Annotated in this window: 20 protein-coding genes and 3 pseudogenes; 10 read left to right on the plus strand and 13 right to left on the minus strand. The window is 61.7% G+C overall.

What is annotated here, in order from left to right; genetic code table 11:
• Positions 1-119 precede the first annotated feature (119 nt).
• Both ACVMDN_RS24315 and ACVMDN_RS24320 read left to right on the plus strand, forming a co-directional pair.
• On the plus strand, positions 120-1,217 hold the full coding sequence (locus ACVMDN_RS24315; RefSeq protein ID WP_456814764.1) for an LLM class flavin-dependent oxidoreductase: 1,098 nt from the start codon (positions 120-122) through the stop codon (positions 1,215-1,217).
• Between the two features lie 12 nt (positions 1,218-1,229).
• Positions 1,230-2,105 (plus strand): polysaccharide deacetylase family protein, encoded by an 876-nt coding sequence (locus tag ACVMDN_RS24320; protein WP_456814765.1) that lies wholly within the window; start codon positions 1,230-1,232, stop codon positions 2,103-2,105.
• A gap of 6 nt (positions 2,106-2,111) precedes the next feature.
• On the opposite strand, the gene ACVMDN_RS24325 is transcribed toward ACVMDN_RS24320, so the two are convergent.
• The 4 genes and pseudogenes from ACVMDN_RS24325 to ACVMDN_RS24340 all read right to left on the minus strand — a co-directional run.
• Positions 2,112-2,798, minus strand: coding sequence for a TetR/AcrR family transcriptional regulator (locus ACVMDN_RS24325; protein WP_253589734.1), 687 nt, complete (start codon positions 2,796-2,798; stop codon positions 2,112-2,114).
• The gene (locus tag ACVMDN_RS24330; protein ID WP_076834073.1) at positions 2,795-3,349 is read right to left on the minus strand and encodes a flavin reductase family protein; all 555 of its coding nucleotides are present in this window, start codon (positions 3,347-3,349) and stop codon (positions 2,795-2,797) included. Before ACVMDN_RS24330 ends, ACVMDN_RS24325 begins: the two co-directional genes overlap by 4 nt.
• A 10-nt stretch (positions 3,350-3,359) precedes the next feature.
• Positions 3,360-4,535 carry an acyl-CoA dehydrogenase family protein gene (locus ACVMDN_RS24335; RefSeq protein WP_168856105.1) on the minus strand — a complete coding sequence of 392 codons (1,176 nt, stop codon included), beginning with the start codon at positions 4,533-4,535 and terminating at the stop codon, positions 3,360-3,362.
• A gap of 407 nt (positions 4,536-4,942) precedes the next feature.
• Positions 4,943-5,038, minus strand: a pseudogene (locus ACVMDN_RS24340) (GNAT family N-acetyltransferase); the annotation flags it as partial.
• A 649-nt stretch (positions 5,039-5,687) separates the two neighbouring features.
• Between ACVMDN_RS24340 and ACVMDN_RS24345 the strand changes: the two are divergent.
• A complete protein-coding gene (locus tag ACVMDN_RS24345; RefSeq protein WP_456814766.1) occupies positions 5,688-6,080 on the plus strand; it encodes a hypothetical protein in 393 nt (130 codons plus the stop codon).
• A gap of 103 nt (positions 6,081-6,183) precedes the next feature.
• On the opposite strand, the gene ACVMDN_RS24350 is transcribed toward ACVMDN_RS24345, so the two are convergent.
• On the minus strand, positions 6,184-6,486 hold the full coding sequence (locus ACVMDN_RS24350) for a hypothetical protein (RefSeq protein ID WP_075968249.1): 303 nt from the start codon (positions 6,484-6,486) through the stop codon (positions 6,184-6,186).
• A gap of 213 nt (positions 6,487-6,699) precedes the next feature.
• Between ACVMDN_RS24350 and ACVMDN_RS24355 the strand changes: the two genes are divergently transcribed.
• Positions 6,700-6,960, plus strand: coding sequence for a hypothetical protein (locus ACVMDN_RS24355; RefSeq protein WP_050383887.1), 261 nt, complete (start codon positions 6,700-6,702; stop codon positions 6,958-6,960).
• Positions 6,961-6,989: 29 nt separating this feature from the next.
• Here ACVMDN_RS24355 and ACVMDN_RS24360 read toward each other — a convergent pair whose 3' ends face one another.
• Positions 6,990-7,343 carry a phasin gene (locus tag ACVMDN_RS24360; protein WP_016847366.1) on the minus strand — a complete coding sequence of 118 codons (354 nt, stop codon included), beginning with the start codon at positions 7,341-7,343 and terminating at the stop codon, positions 6,990-6,992.
• Between the two features lie 217 nt (positions 7,344-7,560).
• Here ACVMDN_RS24360 and ACVMDN_RS24365 point away from each other — a divergent pair, with 217 nt between their 5' ends.
• The gene (locus tag ACVMDN_RS24365; protein ID WP_018272817.1) at positions 7,561-7,746 is read left to right on the plus strand and encodes a hypothetical protein; all 186 of its coding nucleotides are present in this window, start codon (positions 7,561-7,563) and stop codon (positions 7,744-7,746) included.
• Positions 7,747-7,759: 13 nt separating this feature from the next.
• On the opposite strand, the gene ACVMDN_RS24370 is transcribed toward ACVMDN_RS24365, so the two are convergent.
• The 3 genes and pseudogenes from ACVMDN_RS24370 to ACVMDN_RS24380 form a co-directional block, all read right to left on the minus strand.
• The gene (locus ACVMDN_RS24370; RefSeq protein WP_253589731.1) at positions 7,760-7,963 is read right to left on the minus strand and encodes a hypothetical protein; all 204 of its coding nucleotides are present in this window, start codon (positions 7,961-7,963) and stop codon (positions 7,760-7,762) included.
• A 143-nt stretch (positions 7,964-8,106) separates the two neighbouring features.
• A pseudogene (locus ACVMDN_RS24375) lies at positions 8,107-9,241 on the minus strand (alpha-hydroxy acid oxidase).
• Between the two features lie 164 nt (positions 9,242-9,405).
• A complete protein-coding gene (locus ACVMDN_RS24380) occupies positions 9,406-10,425 on the minus strand; it encodes a GlxA family transcriptional regulator (protein WP_456814767.1) in 1,020 nt (339 codons plus the stop codon).
• Between the two features lie 42 nt (positions 10,426-10,467).
• On the opposite strand from ACVMDN_RS24380, the gene ACVMDN_RS24385 reads away from it, so the two are divergent.
• Genes ACVMDN_RS24385 through ACVMDN_RS24400 form a run of 4 tightly spaced genes read left to right on the plus strand, consistent with a single transcriptional unit; the run spans position 10,468 to position 13,592 of the window.
• Positions 10,468-11,202, plus strand: coding sequence for a hypothetical protein (locus tag ACVMDN_RS24385; RefSeq protein WP_253639326.1), 735 nt, complete (start codon positions 10,468-10,470; stop codon positions 11,200-11,202).
• A complete protein-coding gene (locus tag ACVMDN_RS24390; RefSeq protein ID WP_168856029.1) occupies positions 11,202-12,494 on the plus strand; it encodes an MFS transporter in 1,293 nt (430 codons plus the stop codon). Before ACVMDN_RS24385 ends, ACVMDN_RS24390 begins: the two co-directional genes overlap by 1 nt.
• Positions 12,495-12,534: 40 nt before the next feature.
• On the plus strand, positions 12,535-13,275 hold the full coding sequence (locus tag ACVMDN_RS24395; RefSeq protein ID WP_233475399.1) for a YqcI/YcgG family protein: 741 nt from the start codon (positions 12,535-12,537) through the stop codon (positions 13,273-13,275).
• Entirely contained in the window at positions 13,272-13,592 is a 321-nt protein-coding gene (locus ACVMDN_RS24400; RefSeq protein WP_456814768.1) for a cupin domain-containing protein, read from the plus strand. Before ACVMDN_RS24395 ends, ACVMDN_RS24400 begins: the two co-directional genes overlap by 4 nt.
• A gap of 26 nt (positions 13,593-13,618) precedes the next feature.
• On the opposite strand, the gene ACVMDN_RS24405 is transcribed toward ACVMDN_RS24400, so the two are convergent.
• On the minus strand, positions 13,619-13,801 hold the full coding sequence (locus ACVMDN_RS24405; RefSeq protein WP_016847357.1) for a hypothetical protein: 183 nt from the start codon (positions 13,799-13,801) through the stop codon (positions 13,619-13,621).
• Positions 13,802-13,853: 52 nt separating this feature from the next.
• On the opposite strand from ACVMDN_RS24405, the gene ACVMDN_RS24410 reads away from it, so the two are divergent.
• Positions 13,854-14,012 (plus strand): hypothetical protein, encoded by a 159-nt coding sequence (locus ACVMDN_RS24410; protein WP_225645895.1) that lies wholly within the window; start codon positions 13,854-13,856, stop codon positions 14,010-14,012.
• 247 nt (positions 14,013-14,259) lie between these two features.
• Here the strand turns inward: ACVMDN_RS24410 and ACVMDN_RS24415 are convergent, their stop codons facing one another.
• From ACVMDN_RS24415 to ACVMDN_RS24425, 3 genes and pseudogenes are all read right to left on the minus strand, one after another.
• Positions 14,260-15,522, minus strand: a complete 1,263-nt coding sequence (locus tag ACVMDN_RS24415; RefSeq protein WP_076834095.1) for a CaiB/BaiF CoA transferase family protein — start codon at positions 15,520-15,522, stop codon at positions 14,260-14,262.
• Positions 15,523-15,815: 293 nt separating this feature from the next.
• Positions 15,816-16,238: a GFA family protein gene (locus tag ACVMDN_RS24420; RefSeq protein ID WP_026193083.1), complete on the minus strand. Its 423-nt coding sequence runs from the start codon at positions 16,236-16,238 to the stop codon at positions 15,816-15,818.
• A 353-nt stretch (positions 16,239-16,591) separates the two neighbouring features.
• Positions 16,592-17,154: pseudogene (locus ACVMDN_RS24425) on the minus strand (hypothetical protein).
• Between the last annotated feature and the right edge of the window lie 113 nt (positions 17,155-17,267).

Consider the following 17,267-nt stretch of genomic DNA (forward strand, 5'->3'; position numbering starts at 1 on the left):
CCCTCTTCAAAGGTCAAGCTTGTTTATCGAGTGATTATTTGTGCGGCAGGACTTGTCTTCGCCTCGGGAAGGCCGCAGGTTCCTTGCCAACTAAAGTTCAAATCGCGGGGAGGCGGATCATGAAGCTCGGTTTTTTTACGATGCCGATCCATCCTCTCGACAAGGATTGGCGGCAATCGCTCCGGGAGGATCGCGAGGCCTTTCTGCTCGCGGACGAGCTCGGGTTCACCGAGGCGTATGTCGGCGAACACGTCACCGACAAGGCCGAGAACATCACCTCCAGCATCGCCTTCATTGCCTGGCTCGCAGCCGCAACCAAACAGATCAAGCTTGGAACCGGCACCATCAACATGCCAAACACGCATCCGGCAGCCATCGCAGCGTCCGTCGCCATGCTCGATCACATGCTTGATGGCCGTTTCATCCTTGGCATCAGCCCTGGTGGATTGCTGTCCGACGCGGAGGTTTTCGGCAATCTCGATGCCGACCGCAATGCCATGTTCCTTGAGGCCATCAACCAGGTTCTTGATATCTGGGCTGGTAAACCGCCCTATGATCTGCAGGGCAAATATTGGAACGTCTCGGTCAAACGGACTCTGATCGAGGACATCGGCCAGGGAATCGTCGCTCGCCCCTTGCAGGTCCCTCACCCGCCAATCGTGGTGACCGCGGTTGCGCCACTCTCAAAGGGCGTCACGGAGGCGGCGGCGCGCGGCTGGGATCCGATCTCGGCCAACTTCCTGATGCCGGCCTGGGTGAAGAGTCACTGGCCGAAATATGTCGAGGGTTGTGACCGCGTGAACCGGGCAGCCGAGCCTGCCAATTGGCGTGTCGCCAAGAGCGTGTTCGTGGCAAAGGATGCAGCAACCGCGAAGGCCTATGCCACGTCATCAGACAGTCCGTACGCGTACTATTATCACCAGTTGTTCGCGAAGCTGAAGCGCAGTGGCCGGCTTGAGTTGTTCAAGACGCGACGGGATCAAGCCGACGCCGAGGTCACACTGGAATCGATCTGCGACAAATTGATCATCTACGGCACGCCCGAAAGCGTGGCTGACCAGTTGCTGGCGTTCCAGGAAGAGATTGGCACCTTCGGAACCCTGCTTTACGCCGGCAAGGACTGGAAAGATCGCGAGCTTGGCCGCCAATCGATGATCCTGATGGCCGAGAAGGTCCTGCCGCGGATCAATGCCACCGCTGCCGGATCATCGACGTGAAGGAGGTTCGATATGGCCTTTACTGATCGCATTCCGTACCAGGCGCAGGTCGACCGACCGAAACTGACATTACCTGACGGCAAGAAGCTTGCCGTGTGGGTTATCCTCAATGTCGAGGAATGGCGCATCGACAATGCGATGCCACGCACCGTGCTGAGCCCCCCGATGGGCCAGCCCCTGCTGCCCGACGTGCCGAACTGGTCGTGGCATGAATACGGCATGCGCGCCGGCTTCTGGCGGCAGTTCAAAGCTTTGACCGATCGAAAGATACCGGTGACGCTGGCTGCGAACGCCAATGTTTGCAACAGCTATCCGCGTGTGGCGTCGGCGGCGCGCGAGGCGGGCTTCGAGTTCATGGGACATGGGTTTGTTCAGGGCCCGATGCACAAGGTCGAAAATCAGGCGGACGCAATCAAGCGCGCTGTCGACACGATTGCTGGATTTACCGGCAAGCCGCCGCGATCATGGGAAAGCCCGGGCCTGACCGAAACAGAAGAAACGCTCGATCTCCTGCGCCTCAATGGGATCGAATACGTGGCCGATTGGGTGATTGACGATCTCCCCCAGGACATCGCCACGCCGCACGGCACCGTGACGACGATTCCCTATTCGGTCGAGACCAACGACATCGTCATTCACGCGCTGCAACACTTTCCGTCGGAGCAGTTCCTGACGCGCTGCACTGACCAGTTCGATCGGCTGTACCTCGAGGGCGCAGAGAACGCGCGGATCATGGCCATCTCGGTGCATCCCTACATCACGGGCGTGCCGCATCGCATCAAGTACCTGGAGGCCCTGCTCGATTACGTCATCGGCCATGACGGCGTCGCCCTCATGACGGCAAGCGAGATCGGGGATTGGTATCGGGGTCAGATGGCGACAATGTAGCGCGGCTCAGCCGACGACCTTGACCGGCGCCCGTCGACGATCGGTCGCGCTCTCCGCCATCCTCTCAAATCCCGCGAGGAAGATATCCAGCGCGTCACTGATCATCTGCGCCTTGTCCTCGAGGACAGGCGCTTCGTAGATGTACTTGCGTACGCCATAATAGAAGATGCCACCGTGAAACACCCAGGCCAGCTCGAGTTCTGCGGCGCTGGGCCTGCCTTGCGTCGCGAGGCCGGCGTCGTGGCGGCATTCCCGGAGAATGCGTGTCAGGATCTTGTCCTTGACCATGCCAACATACCACCGATTGATATCGAGGCCCTTCAGGCCGGAGTAGAGATAGATCCGGAGCCATCTTCGGTTGAAAATCGCGTCGGTATAGATTTCGTAAAATTCCTGGAGCCGCACGCGGAGCGGACGTGACCTATCCGAAAGCACCTTCTCCCAGCCGATTTCAAGCGGTTCGAGATATACCTTGCGGTAGACCTCCTTGATGAGATCGTCCTTGCTCGGAAAGTAGCGGTAAAGCAGCGGCTGCGTTACGCCGAGCTTGTGAGCAAGGGCGCGCGTGCCGCCGCCAAATCCCTCCTCCGCAAATAGCTCGGTTGCCTTGGTAACGAATTCACTGCGACGATCGACGGCTGATAGTCGCCTCTGCTTGGCACGAACGCGCTTGACGGGCGTCTTTCGATTCATGATGTCTTGTCACCACCCTCAGCCAAAAACCCGCCAAAACCTCCGCGCGCGAACACCAGCGGATTGTTCCGGTTATAGGCGTAGGCTTCCACCGCGCCCAGGAAAATGACGTGATCCCCGCCATAGTAGCGGTTGGCGGCACGGCACTGGAAATTCGCGACCACATCGGCAAGCACGGGAGCATTCCCGAGGCCCGGCGTCCAGCTCACACCCGCGAACTTGTCACCCGACGATCTGGCAAACTGCACCGCCAGCGCCTGTTGCGACGCGTCCAGAACGTTGACCGTAAAATGGCTGGCATTCTGGAAGATCGGCAGTCCCTGCGAAAACATGCCCAGGCTCCACAACACAAGTGGCGGATTGAGCGACACCGATGCAAAGGAATTACAAGTAATTCCATAGGGCCTTCCTTCAGCCGCCATCGCGGTGACTATCGTCACACCTGTTGCGAACGTACCGAGCGCATTGCGGAAATCACGGGGATCGATCGCCGAACTATCGCTTGCGAGCTCACTGGCGGGATCCAGCGGATGTTTGGGCGAGTCGGACATCCGGCTTACCTCAAAGCGTCAGGTTTTCAGACGGCAGCCCCAGAGCCACCCGCCCGTAATTGGTGCCCGCCGCGTCGAAATTGAACGCGAGATGCGAATTCACCGCGTGCGCGTCGCGGAATTGGCGCTGCAACGCTCCCGAGGTAAACAGGCTGCGTGCGCCGCCCGCCGCAAATAGAAGAGACACCGCCTCGGTGCACAAATTGACCGCGAACGCACCGTCGCGCCGAAGCTTCGTCTTCGCTGCAATGCCCGGGATATCGCCACGCCGGACCTCCGCAAGTGCCTCAACGCAGTTCGTGCGCATGATTAGCCGCGCGGCATCGATCTTCGCCGACGCCTCGGCGATCTTGATCTGTGTGCTTTGCAGGTCCCCGATCTTGGCCCGGTTATATGTCGAAGCGCGGTGTCGCGCGATCTCGACATAGTCATCAAGGCAAGCCTGCGCATTTCCCAAACCAACCCCGGACAACACATAGGGAAACAACGAAAAGACTGGAAGCATGTAGAGCGCATTCGGATTGACGATACTGCCCGGCGTCGCACCTCCCGCAAGATCGCTGACGGCAACGGTCATATGCTCGGGAACGAATGCGTCGGTGACCCGCACGTCGTTCGATCCCGTTCCGCGCAAGCCAGCCGCATTCCAGGTGTCGTCGATGCTGTAGTCCCGCCTGTTCAACAGGAATAGCCGATACTCGACACCGTCGGCCTCATCATCCGAGGCGACCACGCTCGCGAGCATGTTCCATCCGCAGGATTCCACCCCGGACGAAAACGGCCAATGACCACTCAGAACATATCCGCCACTTGCCTTCCTCGCACGACCTGCCGGGAAGACAAAGGAAGACGCGATCAGCGCATCCGGATCCTCTCCCCACACCGCGCTCTGCGCTTCGGGCGCGAACATAGCCAGCATCCAGTGGTGACTTGCAAGGTTGGCAAAATTCCAGGAGACCGAGGCGTCTCCCTGCCCGAGCGCATCGGCGCAGTCGACCAGGGCAACATAGTCGAGCTCGCTGCCTCCGACGCGCTTGGGCTGCAGGATCCGGAAAAGGCCGCTGTCAAGCAAATCCCGCTCGGTCTCCGGCGGCAATCTGCGCAGCTCTTCGGTCCGCGATGCCCGTTCGCGCAATGCCGGAACAAGCGCTTTGGCTCGTGCGACCATGACCGAATAACGATCCATATCCGGGCCTGGCTGTACCTTCGTGTCGAGCCCGCGGCCAACCTCAACCATGGTCTCTTCCTTCGTTCGATCTCCAAGACATTTGCGCGCGCGATCGAGCCGACAACTCAGTTTATCGATCGATCACCAGAGATCAAGGCGCGCAAGCCTGCATTCCGCGAATTCAGCGCTCAGGATCCACGACTGCCGCCGGGCGCCCATTTAAGGAAACGCTTCCAGCGATGCTTTGTTCGCACTGCAGAGGCCCATTCTAGCATCCCCACGCCCAAAATTCGATGCCGGCTACGACCGCGGCTTGCCGAAGGATGTTACCCATGGCCAGAAACGCAAAAAACCCCGATCGCCGAAGCCACCGGCGCTCAACGTCATCGAATTGTTCGCGACAACCCGAACCCACGTCGCAGGATCTAGACAAGCTCCTTCCTCCAATACAGCGTGTGCTGCCATGCCCAGGGCGAGACAGGTTCGAAGAGCCGATATCCTCGCCGGATAAAATCATTGGCCAAGAAGATGTACTCGCTCGGAGCCGTGTCGCAATCCGGATCAGGATCAGGCAACACCGCACGAAAATGCGACCGTGGGAACGTCCGTCTGCTCGCGTTTGGGATGCGGGCGCTCTGAATGAACTGGATAATCTCGGCGCTCATGCAAGCTCCCACAACGCGATGGCAACCAGATCCCGCGAGCGCGAGCGATATCAGATAGGCGGTCATGCAAACCTCGTTGATCGGCCGTCAGCGCGCGATGCGGCCATGGCATGAATGTGCGGCAGATCGCGCAGTGGGCGGCGATCTTTGGGGCGCGAACCTTAGCCCTGACGAGTGGGGCCGCGGGCGGCGCCGGCTTTCGCCGCGCCGCAGGACCGGCGCGTTCGCGCGCACCAGCCAATTCGTTCTCTTTTCAAGGGGTCCGGACGGCGGCGCGTTTGCGACACTCAGGCGACGGGCTGGGAGGATGTGGCGTCGTGACGGTGCGGTCGCCATCCGATTGGTGAAACGGCAAAGGAAAAGCCCGCCGCGGATTGCTCCGCGCGGGCTCAACAATTTCTGATTTTCGGATTATGACCCTGAGTTGCCCGACGTGTCAAACCTATTTCGGGCTGAATGCGATCGGTAAAATGCGATGCGTCGGCTTCGATGGTGAGAAACCGCCTTGAGCGAAAGCTTGGGCATTGATGCGGAATCGCAATGCGAGCCGGCGCCAATTGCCTATGCTTGCTGCGATGATGTCAGTGTGCCGCTGAGCTGCCCGAACCGTCAAGCGGACAGCTCACAATATTTGGATCGACATCAATACAGTTTTTGGCCTGCGTCGGTCGAACTGATCCGCGCCGCATTTGATTGCAAGGAGGAAGCGTCGATGTATTTCGTTGCTGCCGTGCTCGCGGTCCTGTCCGGCCTGTTCTACGCCGCGGGCCATCATCAGATCGGCTCTCTCGGTGCCACCATGTGCCAGTATGGCGGCATGTTCTGCGACAGCCCGGTGCTGGTTCTCGTTGGTGCAGGATTTGCAACAGCGTGGGGCATGCTGGTCAGCATTCGCTGATAATCCCGCGATCTTTCCGACGATGATTTTGTGCCGCTGATTTGTCCAACGAGTCAAATTCCTCCGCCCCTGCGTCGGGATGTGATCCGGCGAACGCCCGCATCTATTGCGGCGTGCCCGGATTTGCCGGATGAGCGGGCTTTGGGCCGGGTGGATCAGGCTCGATCGGTGCCTTGGGCTCGGTCGGTATGACCTTTGCGCCAGCCGCGCGCGCCGCCTCGCCGGTCGTTGAGTAGTTGGCCGAAGCGGCCGGCTGCACATTCGGTTTGTTCCACGGACCATGATCCACGATCAGCATGCCGAGCACACCGAGGATCGCAACCACGGCCGCGACCAACAGCGGCGTGCCACCATGCCGATTTCGATGCTTGACCGAACCGCCATCTGCAATGCCATGCGCCTGCATTGTCATCATCGTCTCCTCCACGGAAACAAGCCGCGACCCGCGCGTAAGTTTCCGGTTCCCCGATGTGAAAGCGAGACATGTCGGTGGAACCAATCCACCGCTGCGGAATTTCTCCGATATGTGGCCGCCATCGCCGTGCAAAACGTGCGGATAGCAAAGGCGTTGGTCACCTGACGTCGGTCACCTGGCCTTCAATAAATCGCGGCACGGCACATGAGCTCCGAAACACCCGAGTTCCCGCTTCAACCCACACTCGGTGAACGAGCGATCGACACCGCGACGGACGTCTCGCGTACGATCACGGAGGTGTCGGATGGACTCCGAGCCGCCGCCGATCGCCTCAGCGATGCCATCGCGACCTCGCGCCGACCGGGCGGAGCCCTGGCCACCGTGAGTGCGGTCACGCGCGAAGCGCCGCTCGCAAGCCTGTTCGTCGCGTTTCTGCTCGGCGTCGCCGTCGCGCGCCGGCGCTAAACCGTCGATGGGGCCGCGAACGCCGTGTCCTAGAACTTGCCCTTCGTCGCGTCCTTGGTCGCCGACATCACGCTACCGCTGATCTGGCGCATGTGTTCGCCGGCATTGGTGAACTGGCTGCGCAGGAATTCCGACTGGATCCGCATCGCCTCCTGCAGATCCGTTGCGTGCACGAGCTTGCGCGCATGCTCGAACGCCGCCTTCATGTTCTGCTCGGTGAACGACAGCGCCTGTTTGGAGATCTCGGTACCGGCGCCCGGCATCGACGTCATCGACTTGCTCGCGGCATCAAAGAACAGGCTGAAGGCCTGTTCGGCCTGGTCGATGGTCTTTTCCGCGAGATCGCGCAACTCGGCGGGAACTTCAAGCTTAGGCTCAATCATGATCGCGCCCCCTGAAATAAGCGTCCGGTGAGGTTAGCATAGATTGTGACGGCGTCAGCGCCGGATCGCGAGCAATGAAGACCCACCCGCTCCGGCCAATTGAGGAAAAATTACCTAGCCGCGACCGACAGCCGATTCCAATTATGTCAGCACTGTGGCATAGTGATTCGGCTTCTTCGTCGGTCGCGTTCGCGTCTCTGGGGAATAAGGGGATCCGATGCTGCGCGCCGTTCGTCCGACACCGACCTGCACCCGGTTCAAGACCAGCATAGAGATGCCGTGCATGAAGTGCGGCACGCAAATGCGGCTTGCCTTGATCGAGCCGCGCGACCAAGTCTACGACGTGCTGACCTATCAGTGCACGCCTTGCAATTCCGGTGAAAGCTTCCTGAATGCGCGCTAGGCTGCGCGCATGTTCAATCGCTCAGCACGGCGGCTCCCGCCTCCGTCAGCCCGGGCTCGTCGTCATGCAGTTCGACGAGACCGAGCTCAGCGAGGATGTGCAGATCCTCGTCGCTGACCGGTGACAATTTGAGCCTGCCGGCCTGAATATCCCGCAAGGTCCAGCGCAAGCCGATCGCGCGCTCGAGTGAAAATTCCGCGAATGGATTATCTGCCATCCGCCTCGACTAGTGCGGCATTTGGATCAGACTTTGTCTTGCCGCGGCGGCTTCATGGACACCACAGATTGATCGCGGCTGGCGCGATCGAGGCGCACAAATGCCTCGACCGCGCCAACGCTTCATGCATTGCCCGCAGCGGCTCAGTAGCGGTAGGGATCGATATCGAGAAGCGGGAATGCGCTGAACACGCTCGGCAGATTGGTCGGCATCGCCGGATGCAGGTAGGATTTGTCCAGTTCGGCAAAGCTGGTGACGCCGAGCAGACCGAGGCAGCGGATCACCTCGTCCTCCAGCAGTTCAAGCATCCGGACAATGCCGGCCTCACCGGCCGCGGCGAGCGCCCAGCACTGCAACCGGCCGATGCCGACAAGATCAGCGCCCGAAATGATAGCCTTCACAATATCGGTGCCGCGGCAGAACGAGCCGTCGACCATGATCTTGGCACGGCCCGCGACCGCCTGAACGATCTCGGGCAGGACATGCATGGACCCACGGCCATGGTCGAGCTGTCGGCCGCCATGATTTGAGACGTAAATCCAGTCGACCCCGTGGTCGAGGGCGATCTTGGCGTCTTCGGCGGTGGCGATCCCCTTGAGGATAAGTGGAATCTTGAACTTGTCCTTGATCAGCTTCACCGTCCGCCATTCCAGCCCCTTCTGGAAATCGCCGCCGGTGGCGCGGATGCGGCTCTCGCGGACATAGCGCTTGGCTATATCGCGCTCGCGCCGGCTGTAATGGGCAGTGTCCACCGTGAGGCAGAACGCGGCATAACCGTTGTCGATGCTGCGGCTGACCACATCCTCGACAAAGGCATCGTCGCCACGCACATAGAGCTGGAAGATGCGAAGCGCATCCGGTGCCGCCCTGGCGGTGTCCTCCAGCCCGGGCTCGGAAACCGAACTCAGCATGTGCGCCGCGCCGAACGTTCCCGCTCCACGCGCGACGGCCGCGCCCGCATCCGGATCGAAGATCTCGAGCGCGCCGACCGGGGCGATCATCACGGGAAGCCGGAGCTTGCGTCCGAATACCGCGGTAGAAGGATCGACGTTGATGACGTTGCGCAGGACGCGCGGCCGGAACGCGATCTCGTCGAGCGCCATTCTGTTGCGGCGCATCGTGGTCTCGGTCTCCGAGGCGCCGACGATGTAGTCCCAGGCGTTCTGATTCAGCTTGGCGCGGGCCTTTCGCGCGAATTCGTGCAGGTTCTGGAATTCCTCGCCGCTGGCCGCCGAGTTCGACATTGCGCGCCTGTCGAATGGGGGTCCCGTCATTCATGGTGTTTCTTCTCCCGATTTGGCCGGCACATTAGCCGCAGACAAACCGGAAAAGCTACCACCTTGCGCCACGAATCGGCCAGCGAAGGCCAGCTATTCGCTCGTGAGATAGATCGGTTCTCGACGCGACGCGGTTCGTATCCAGACGACCTCGCCCGAGGCGAGCTAGCTGCCCGAAAACCGGTTTCGGTACTCGGTCGGCGATACGCCGAGGTGGCGCAGGAAGGCCCGCCGCATTCGCTCGTCATCGCCAAATCCCGCGCGCTTGGCGACCTCGACCACGCCGCCGATCTGGCGGCTTTCGAGCAGCAAGCGCGCCGTCTCCACCCGCAGCGCCTCGACGCCGCTTGCGGGTGTCATGCCGGTGCGGCTGACATAGGTCCGGGCAAAGGTGCGTGGCGACATCCCCGCCTTTTCCGCGAGAGTCTCGACCTTGAGGTCGCTCGTGATGTTCTCGATGATCCAGGCGTGCAGCGCGCTGAAGCGTCCCTCGACGTCCGATGCCTGGGCGGCAAGGACGGTCGAGAACTGGCTCTGACCGCCCGGCCGCTTCAGAAACACCACAAGTCTGCGCGCGACATCGAGCGCGATGGTGTGGCCGAAATCCTCCTCGATCATGGCGAGCGCCAGATCGATGCCGGCGCTAACCCCGGCCGATGACCAGACCCGTCCGTCCTTGACGAAGATCGCGTTGGGCTCAACCCGGATATTGGGAAAGCCATCCTGCAGACGAGGACAATAACGCCAGTGCGTTGCCGCCCGCTTGCCGTCCAAAATCCCGGTCCAGGCCAACGCAAATGCGCCAAGGCAAACCGACGCGATACGGCGCGCCTTGGGCAGCGCCTCCGCGATCCAGTTCATCAACTTCGCGTCGTTGCGAATCTTCCAGATGCCGGGCCCGCCGGGGATCACCAGCGTGTCGACCTCGCCGGGCGCAATACTGTCAATCGGCGCCGTGTCGATCATCATGCCGACATCGGTCGGGACCAACCCGCCGGAGGTCGACAGGTAGGACAGCGAGTAGTCCGGTCCCGGCAGCTCGATTGCTTCCAGTTCTGCAAACACCTGCGCCGGTCCCGAGATGTCGAGCAAGGTCACACCCGGAAAGGCAACGATCGCGATCCGCCGCGTCGCTTTCTTGTCGCGCGGCTCAGGCCGGAGCGCTTTGGCAGTTTTCGAGGGCATATTGTCCTTTAAGCCATTCGAGGCTGCCCTGTATAGCTCGCAATGGAATTCTGGAGTTCTGCCATGTCGCGAAATCTGGGCAGCGGATACGAGGCGATCAAATCGCCTTGGACGGATTACGCGATCTACAGTCTACCCGATGCCTCCCGGGTCGAAGCCTGCGACCGTCAGCCGCTGATGGACGCCATGAACGGCATCATTGCCGTCAACTGGCAGGCCACCGAGCCGCACTGGACAACAACCTCCTCGCCCTTCGACAAGAAGTATAGCCTGATCCTTGTCTACGATCGGTCTGGCCTCATTGCCTTCTCGGTCTACCGCATCCTGCAGATGTCGGCCGGACTCGGAATCTATCGCAGCGGCACGGAAGTGCTCCCGGCGCACCAGGGCCGCGGCTTCTACGGCTTCTTCACAGCGGAAGTCCTGAAATGCTCCGGCGCCGCCGCGAGAGCCGAGGGCAACGTGCTCTACGGCTGGCGAACCCGCAACCCGATCGTCTGGGCAGCGAACGCTAAGATTTGCGAAAAAGTGACTCCATCTTTGCTCGACGATACGCAGGATCTCGCCCTGCAGGCGGCCTGTATCGAGATGTGCACCTCGCTCTATCCGGGCAAGCCGCTCGAACTGCCCGACATGATCATGCGTGGCGCTTACGGCCACATTAAGCACCATCGGCAGGCCTATCATGGCACCGCGTCGCTGGTCGATGCCGCGATGTCGCGGAAGATTCCGAATTCAGCGGATGCCCTTTTCTCGGTGGGTTACGCGAGGGTGTGATGTCGATGCTCGGACAACAAGCTGTTTATGCCCCGACGTCGCGCTTCACCGATCGCGCCTATCTCGCGTGGACGGCGGTGGCCATCGCCTACGCCATCGCCTTCCTGCAGCGCGTATCGCCGCAGTCGGTCAGCCTCAGCTTCATGCACGACTTCAACACCGACGCGGCCGGCGTTGCGATGCTCGCCTCAAGCTACTTCTGGGGCTACACCTTGATGCAGATTCCGGCAGGCCTTCTGGTCGACCGTTACGGCGTCAAGCGCGTCGTTCTCGTCAGCATGATCGCCTCCTCGCTCGGCAGCGCCGCGTTCGCGCTAGCACCGAACCTGCTCGACGTTTTTGTTGCGCGCCTGATCGTCGCCTGCGGCGATGCGCTGGTCTTCACCGCACTCCTGAAGCTCGTGGCACAGAGCTTCGCGGATGAGCGGTTCGGCATGATGTCGGGCATCTCGCAGGTCTCGGGCTATGTCGGGGGCGTGATCGCGACCACGCCGCTCGCAGCCGCGGTCTCAGGGTTCGGCTGGCGGGCCTGCTTCCTGTTCATCGCCTGCATTGGCCTCGCCAACCTGGCTTTCGCCAAGCTCGCGCTCAAGCCCGATCCGGCCTCGCACAGCAACAAGACGCTGAAGGGCGTGGTGATCGCCGCGCGGCAATCGCTGGCCCATGTCGCGAACTGGGGTTGCGCAATGACGTTTGCGTCGCATTTCGCGGTGGTGACGACGCTGTCGGGCGTCTGGGGCATTCCGATGGTCGCGCACTTCTTCCATATCTCCCCGACAGCCGCCGGCACGCCCCTGCTCGCCTTCATGATCGGCAATGCGCTCGGCTCGATCTTCCTGGGTCACGCCGCCGATCGCGCCGCGGCGGCGCTCGATCGCGCGCTGATCGGCATTTGCGTGCTGCGCATGCTGCTGATCGCGATGTTGCTGCCGCCGATCGCCCAGACATTTGGACTCGCCTACGTCACCGTCGCGTTCACTGCCTTGGGGCTCGTCGCCGGGGGCACCGTCCCGCTGGTACTGAAATGCGTCAAGAAGCTCTACACCGCCGATCTGATCGGTGTGGGCGCATCCGTGAACACCACAGCCGCCGGAATTTTCGCCGGCATCTCGCAGCCCATCATCGGCTTCGCGATGCTCGCCGCCAGCAACGCCTCGGGGACCGACGCCGTACACAACACGGCCGCGATCGGCGACGGCGGCTACAGCGCCTTGATTGTCATTCTGCTTCTTATGTCGCTGCCGGGCATTGCCGGGCCGCTCTTGATGAGAAGCAAGTTGATAGCTCGTTAGTGTCGTTATGAGTGTAGGGGGTGTTATGGAGCGCTTGTTCTTGAGAAAAGGCGAAGTCGCGGCAAACTTTCCGGTCAGCAGCTGGCAGAGCGTGATGTTCTCCGAGTTTGAAGCGCAGATGAGCAGCGAGGCAAGGCCGTTCCCTTGCGTGTTCGGCGTGACCGGACATCGCCAGGATCAGCTCCGCTACCTTTTCCTCGATCCGTATGATGTGGCGGTGCTGGGCGAGCAACTCGGGCAGTATGTCTCGCAGGCGCGCTCGTTCGGTCCCAACACTTCGTTGATCGTGTTCACGCGGCCCCGCCCGGTACAGACACTCGATGCCTATTATCGCAAGATGTGGCTGACGCTCGACCAGCTCGCGCGGCTGGACAAGAACCCGTGGCCATCAGAGATTCCGGAACAGATCGACCATCCGATGTGGGAGTTCTCGTTTGCGGGCGAGCCGATCTTCGTGGTCTGCACGACGCCCGCGCATGTGATGCGGCAGAGCCGCCGGTCCAGCGCCTTCATGCTCACGTTCCAGCCGCGCTGGGTGTTCGACAAGATCCTCGGGACGGAGAAGGCCGCGAACGCCGCGTTCGCGGAGGTGCGCAAGCGCCTGATCCCGTACGACAGCGCAAGCCCCTCTCCGCTCCTTGGCCGCTACGGCGCAACCGACGGCCGCGAGTATCTGCAGTACTTCCTGCACGACGACAACCATGCGAGCTCGGGCTGCCCCTTCGCCAAGCTCGCGCAGAACAAGGCTCAACCGATCGCGAACAAGGAGCAGGCAGCGTGACCCAGATCATCGCAGGCACGAAGACTGAATTTGCCATCGACCCGGAGATCCTGAACCTGCTCCCGGCCCAGGGCTCGGTCGAGCTGCAGCATGATGCGGCCGGCAAGGTGCATCAGTTCCATACCCATCCGGTCGACGAGATCCTGATGATCATCAGCGGCCGGCTGAACTTCATCTGGGATGGCGGCGAGCGCGTGGTCGGCGCCGGCGACACCATCCTGCTGCCAGCCGGCACCCGGCACCAATCCGAAGCGCTCGAGGGCGGCGCAATCTACGTGATCGCGACGCAAGCGCCCGCCAAGCCAATGAACAGCTGACGCACAGGAAAGATTTTACGAGCACCTCAGGACAGTGAGGGATCGCGCGGCGGCTCAACCGCCAAACGTTCGACCAGCTCGATGACCTCGGAACGCTGGTCGGGCGCAAGTCGAAGGAAAGCCTTCAACAGTCGCAGGCTTTCCAGTGTTTCGCTCGATGGAGCTCCGAGCTTCTTCTGCAGCTCCGCAACGTATGTGGGATTTTTCATCTCGCACCTTAAGTGAGGATTACGAATGGCATACCCAGGTAAACGTGAAGGCTTGGCCCAGAAGGTCGACACCGCAGCACAAGAGGCCGAACGCCTCGGCCTGACCACGGCAACCCTCATCCTCCGGATGGCACGCCTCGAGATTGATCGGGCGGAGCCCGAGGAAGTTGAAAGTATGCCAAGGAACAACTTGCGCAGCAAGCCGAACTGAGTTCCCGAAACGGACCAGCTTCAGGGCCGCCGGCGACGCGCCGGGCCCGCGACGCCTGAAAGACATCTCGCCAGGCGAGAGGCTTTTCTCTCGCCTGCGGTCAGGTTGTTTTGCGAATAGTTTATCTTTTGTGCAGGCTGAGCACGCTGGAGCGTTTTCAAGCGAAGCGGATACCGGTTCGCTTCAAGGAAGCGCGTCAAACTGGAATCTAGAGCCCCGTTCCGATTCCATCGGAACGGAAAAGGCTCTAGCCGGTGTTGCCTGCCTTGCCGAACGCGCCGGCCTCAGCCAGCGCGGCGATGCGCCGGTCGTCGTAGCCAAGCGTCTTGCTCAACACGTCCTTGGTATGCTGACCGAGCAGCGGAGCCGCAACAGGATCAACGGTCGGCGTCAGGCTCATATTGACCGGAGACTCGATGTTCGGAACCGAGCCGGCGGTTGGATGCGCAATCCTGCTCAGGCGATGCCGGTCGCGCACCTCGGGCGCGTTGAACCCCTCCTCGACCGTCCGCAGATAGCCAACCGGAATGTTCGCCTTCTTCATCTTCGCCATCCAGTTCTCGAGCGTGTCGCCCGCAAACACGCTGGCAATGATCGCGCGCAGCTTCTCCTTGTTGGCCGTGCGCGCCTTGCGGTGAGCAAACTCGGGATCGGTGACGAGATCCGGGCGTTCCAGCACGTCGGTGACAAGCCGGCGATACAGCCGGTCATTGGCGCAGGCCATGTAGAGCGGACCATCGGAGGCCCGGTAGACGCCGACGGTCGGCGAACCGTTCGGAGAGTTGCCGAAACGGCCGGGATTGTTGCCATTGATGAGATAGGCCATGCCGTAGAAGCCGGTCATTGACACCGCGGTGTCGATCAAGGCGACCTCGACCTGCTGACCGCGACCGAGCCGATCGCGCGCAATCAGCGCCAGCAAAATGGCGTTGCAGGCCGACATGCCCGTCGCCATGTCGACGATCGGCGGCCCGGTGCGCACCGGCTCGCCATCCGGAAAGCCGTTGAGCGACATGAAGCCGCTTTCGGCCTGCGTGATCGGGTCGAAGCCCGGGCGCAGCGCGAAATCGCCTTTGCGGCCGTAGGCGGAGATCGAGCAATAAATCAGCCGCGGGTTGGTCGGCGCCACCGACGCATAATCGAGACCGAATTTCTTCATCACGCCGCCGGAGAAATTCTCGACCACGACGTCGGCCTTGGCAATCAACGCGCGCGCCACCTCGAGCGCGGCCGGATTGTTGAAATCGAGCGCAATGCCGCGCTTGTTGCGGTTGAGGCTCAGATACGCCGCGCTCTCCCCGCCGATTTCGGCGTGCTCATAGGCGCGCGTGTCATCACCGCCGTCCGGATTCTCGATCTTGATGACTTCGGCCCCGAAGTCGGCCAGCGTTTGCGTGCAGGCCGGGCCGGCCACGACGCGGGTGAAGTCGACGACCAGCAGGCCGTCGAGCGCCGTCGGAACTCCCTCCCCGCGCGGCGTGCGCCCCGGCAATTCTGGTCTGGTCATGATCTGACGCTTCCTCTGTTATTTTGTCAGGCGAAATACGACGGTCCCTGCCAAGACCGGCACTGCTCGCCTTTTAGCGGAAGCTCGTCAGCAAAACCAAACCCGGATTTTGCAGGGCGGGACCTTCGTCCGACATGGCTGTCGATGGCCAAAGACGACCCGGCGGCCGCCGACATGGTCGGGCGCCTCGCATGCGAAGCAAGCCTGCCGGATACCGATTTGTGGGGGCGGAGCCCATACGCAAGCGGGTGGCGGCACGCCGCCGCCACCCGCTTTCGTGATGGGGAGCCTTCGAGCTATTCGGCGATCATTTCGCCGGAGCCGCCGAACTCAGCCGGAAAATCCTTCAACTTCGGCAGGCCGTCGCGTATCTGCAGCACTGCCTCGGAATAGTTGACGTGAACCCCTGGGCTGAATTTCAGCGTCGGGATCGTTGCGGTGAACACGTCGACGAGCCCGAGCGTCGGGTGGTTGGTCATCAGGTGACCGCCGCACTTTGTGCAGTATTTGCGCTGGCTCATCGCGGTCTTCTCGAACGTCGCGATGTGGTCGGCGCCCTTGGTGACCTCGACCGCCTCGGGCTTCCAGAGGCTGAACGCATTCACCGGACCACCGGACCAGGAGCGGCATGAACGGCAGTGGCAATAGCCCATTGCCTCAGGCTCTCCGCTCACCTTGAGTTCGACGGCGCCACAAAAGCAGTTTCCAGTGTGATTCATCGGTCGGTTCTCCCTTGGGTTATTTTGATTGGGCTCAGCGTCGGCATCGATCCACGTTGCTCGTGGTGTTCGTGATGCAGAGAAGATGTAGACAGTGCGTAGCCGCGGCGACTCCCTTGCGTGGACGTACCAGACCCTTCTCGCGCGAGAGGCTCGAATGCAGTCCGGTCGTCGACGCGACCGAAGTTACATGAGAGTCCGCGCCGCTGTCGACCATCTTCACAGCCTTGGCCGGGCCAATCCCGACCGCACACAAGGAAGGAGTTCAGTGTGAGGCAAGGCACAGTCATGCGATGAGGGCTACCGTGCCGGATTCCTGCGCGGCAAACCGGCACGTCAGCAATCACGTCAGATCAGCGTTGATGGTCCTTCACCGGAACCCTGCTTGCCGTCGCAAGCCCGTACATCAGCGCCAGCCGATCCAAGCATTCCTTGAGACGCCGCGCAAAATAGTCCTGCCAGCGCTGCGCCGCTGTCCAACCTGCTCCATGGTCATGCCGAGAACCAGGACATCGTGCAGTGGCGCCGAACCGTCGGCGCCGAGTTCATGCTCGGCGCGATTGAGGCGCAGCGTCGTCTGGCGCCGCCCCTCGGTGATCGGCTTGCGTCGCAGGCCGCGATCGACGAATTCGCGCGTCGTATCCACCGCGCGCGGCCCGCGCTCGGCCTTTTGCCAGTCGTTTTGGAACGCCCGGCCACTCCGATATTGCGTATCGTCGATCTGGCGGTGCGCGTGCAACCGGCCGAGCGGATCGTTGCGGATCGAGCGAAAAGCAACGATCTTCTCGCCTGGCTCGAGCGCAAGGGGATCGTCGACGTCGACGGTCGCCACCTCGGCATTAAACGGCAGATCCTGGGCACGTCGATCGTGCGCTCCGGCGGGATCGTACGGCTTCCGGCGCTTGGCTCGCGGCATTGGTAACCTCCAAAATGTCTGATGATGGGCTGGCGGAGGCTTCCGCGCGATCGCAGTTGCGGACCAATGTCCGTCGGTCAGGTGATGAATTGCCTCAACCGGCCCCGATGGCT

It is taken from the genome of Bradyrhizobium sp. USDA 4510 (assembly GCF_054059095.1).

What these genes read in the sequence shown, in the direction of transcription:
- ACVMDN_RS24315 (WP_456814764.1), top strand. Translation starts at nt 120, where the DNA reads ATGAAGCTCGGTTTTTTTACGATGCCGATCCATCCTCTCGACAAGGAT.
- ACVMDN_RS24320 (WP_456814765.1), top strand. Translation starts at nt 1,230, where the DNA reads ATGGCCTTTACTGATCGCATTCCGTACCAGGCGCAGGTCGACCGACCG.
- ACVMDN_RS24325 (WP_253589734.1), bottom strand. Translation starts at nt 2,798, where the DNA reads ATGAATCGAAAGACGCCCGTCAAGCGCGTTCGTGCCAAGCAGAGGCGA.
- ACVMDN_RS24330 (WP_076834073.1), bottom strand. Translation starts at nt 3,349, where the DNA reads ATGTCCGACTCGCCCAAACATCCGCTGGATCCCGCCAGTGAGCTCGCA.
- ACVMDN_RS24335 (WP_168856105.1), bottom strand. Translation starts at nt 4,535, where the DNA reads ATGGATCGTTATTCGGTCATGGTCGCACGAGCCAAAGCGCTTGTTCCG.
- ACVMDN_RS24350 (WP_075968249.1), bottom strand. Translation starts at nt 6,486, where the DNA reads ATGCAGGCGCATGGCATTGCAGATGGCGGTTCGGTCAAGCATCGAAAT.
- ACVMDN_RS24355 (WP_050383887.1), top strand. Translation starts at nt 6,700, where the DNA reads ATGAGCTCCGAAACACCCGAGTTCCCGCTTCAACCCACACTCGGTGAA.
- ACVMDN_RS24360 (WP_016847366.1), bottom strand. Translation starts at nt 7,343, where the DNA reads ATGATTGAGCCTAAGCTTGAAGTTCCCGCCGAGTTGCGCGATCTCGCG.
- ACVMDN_RS24365 (WP_018272817.1), top strand. Translation starts at nt 7,561, where the DNA reads ATGCTGCGCGCCGTTCGTCCGACACCGACCTGCACCCGGTTCAAGACC.
- ACVMDN_RS24370 (WP_253589731.1), bottom strand. Translation starts at nt 7,963, where the DNA reads ATGGCAGATAATCCATTCGCGGAATTTTCACTCGAGCGCGCGATCGGC.
- ACVMDN_RS24380 (WP_456814767.1), bottom strand. Translation starts at nt 10,425, where the DNA reads ATGCCCTCGAAAACTGCCAAAGCGCTCCGGCCTGAGCCGCGCGACAAG.
- ACVMDN_RS24385 (WP_253639326.1), top strand. Translation starts at nt 10,468, where the DNA reads ATGGAATTCTGGAGTTCTGCCATGTCGCGAAATCTGGGCAGCGGATAC.
- ACVMDN_RS24390 (WP_168856029.1), top strand. Translation starts at nt 11,202, where the DNA reads ATGTCGATGCTCGGACAACAAGCTGTTTATGCCCCGACGTCGCGCTTC.
- ACVMDN_RS24405 (WP_016847357.1), bottom strand. Translation starts at nt 13,801, where the DNA reads ATGAAAAATCCCACATACGTTGCGGAGCTGCAGAAGAAGCTCGGAGCT.
- ACVMDN_RS24420 (WP_026193083.1), bottom strand. Translation starts at nt 16,238, where the DNA reads ATGAATCACACTGGAAACTGCTTTTGTGGCGCCGTCGAACTCAAGGTG.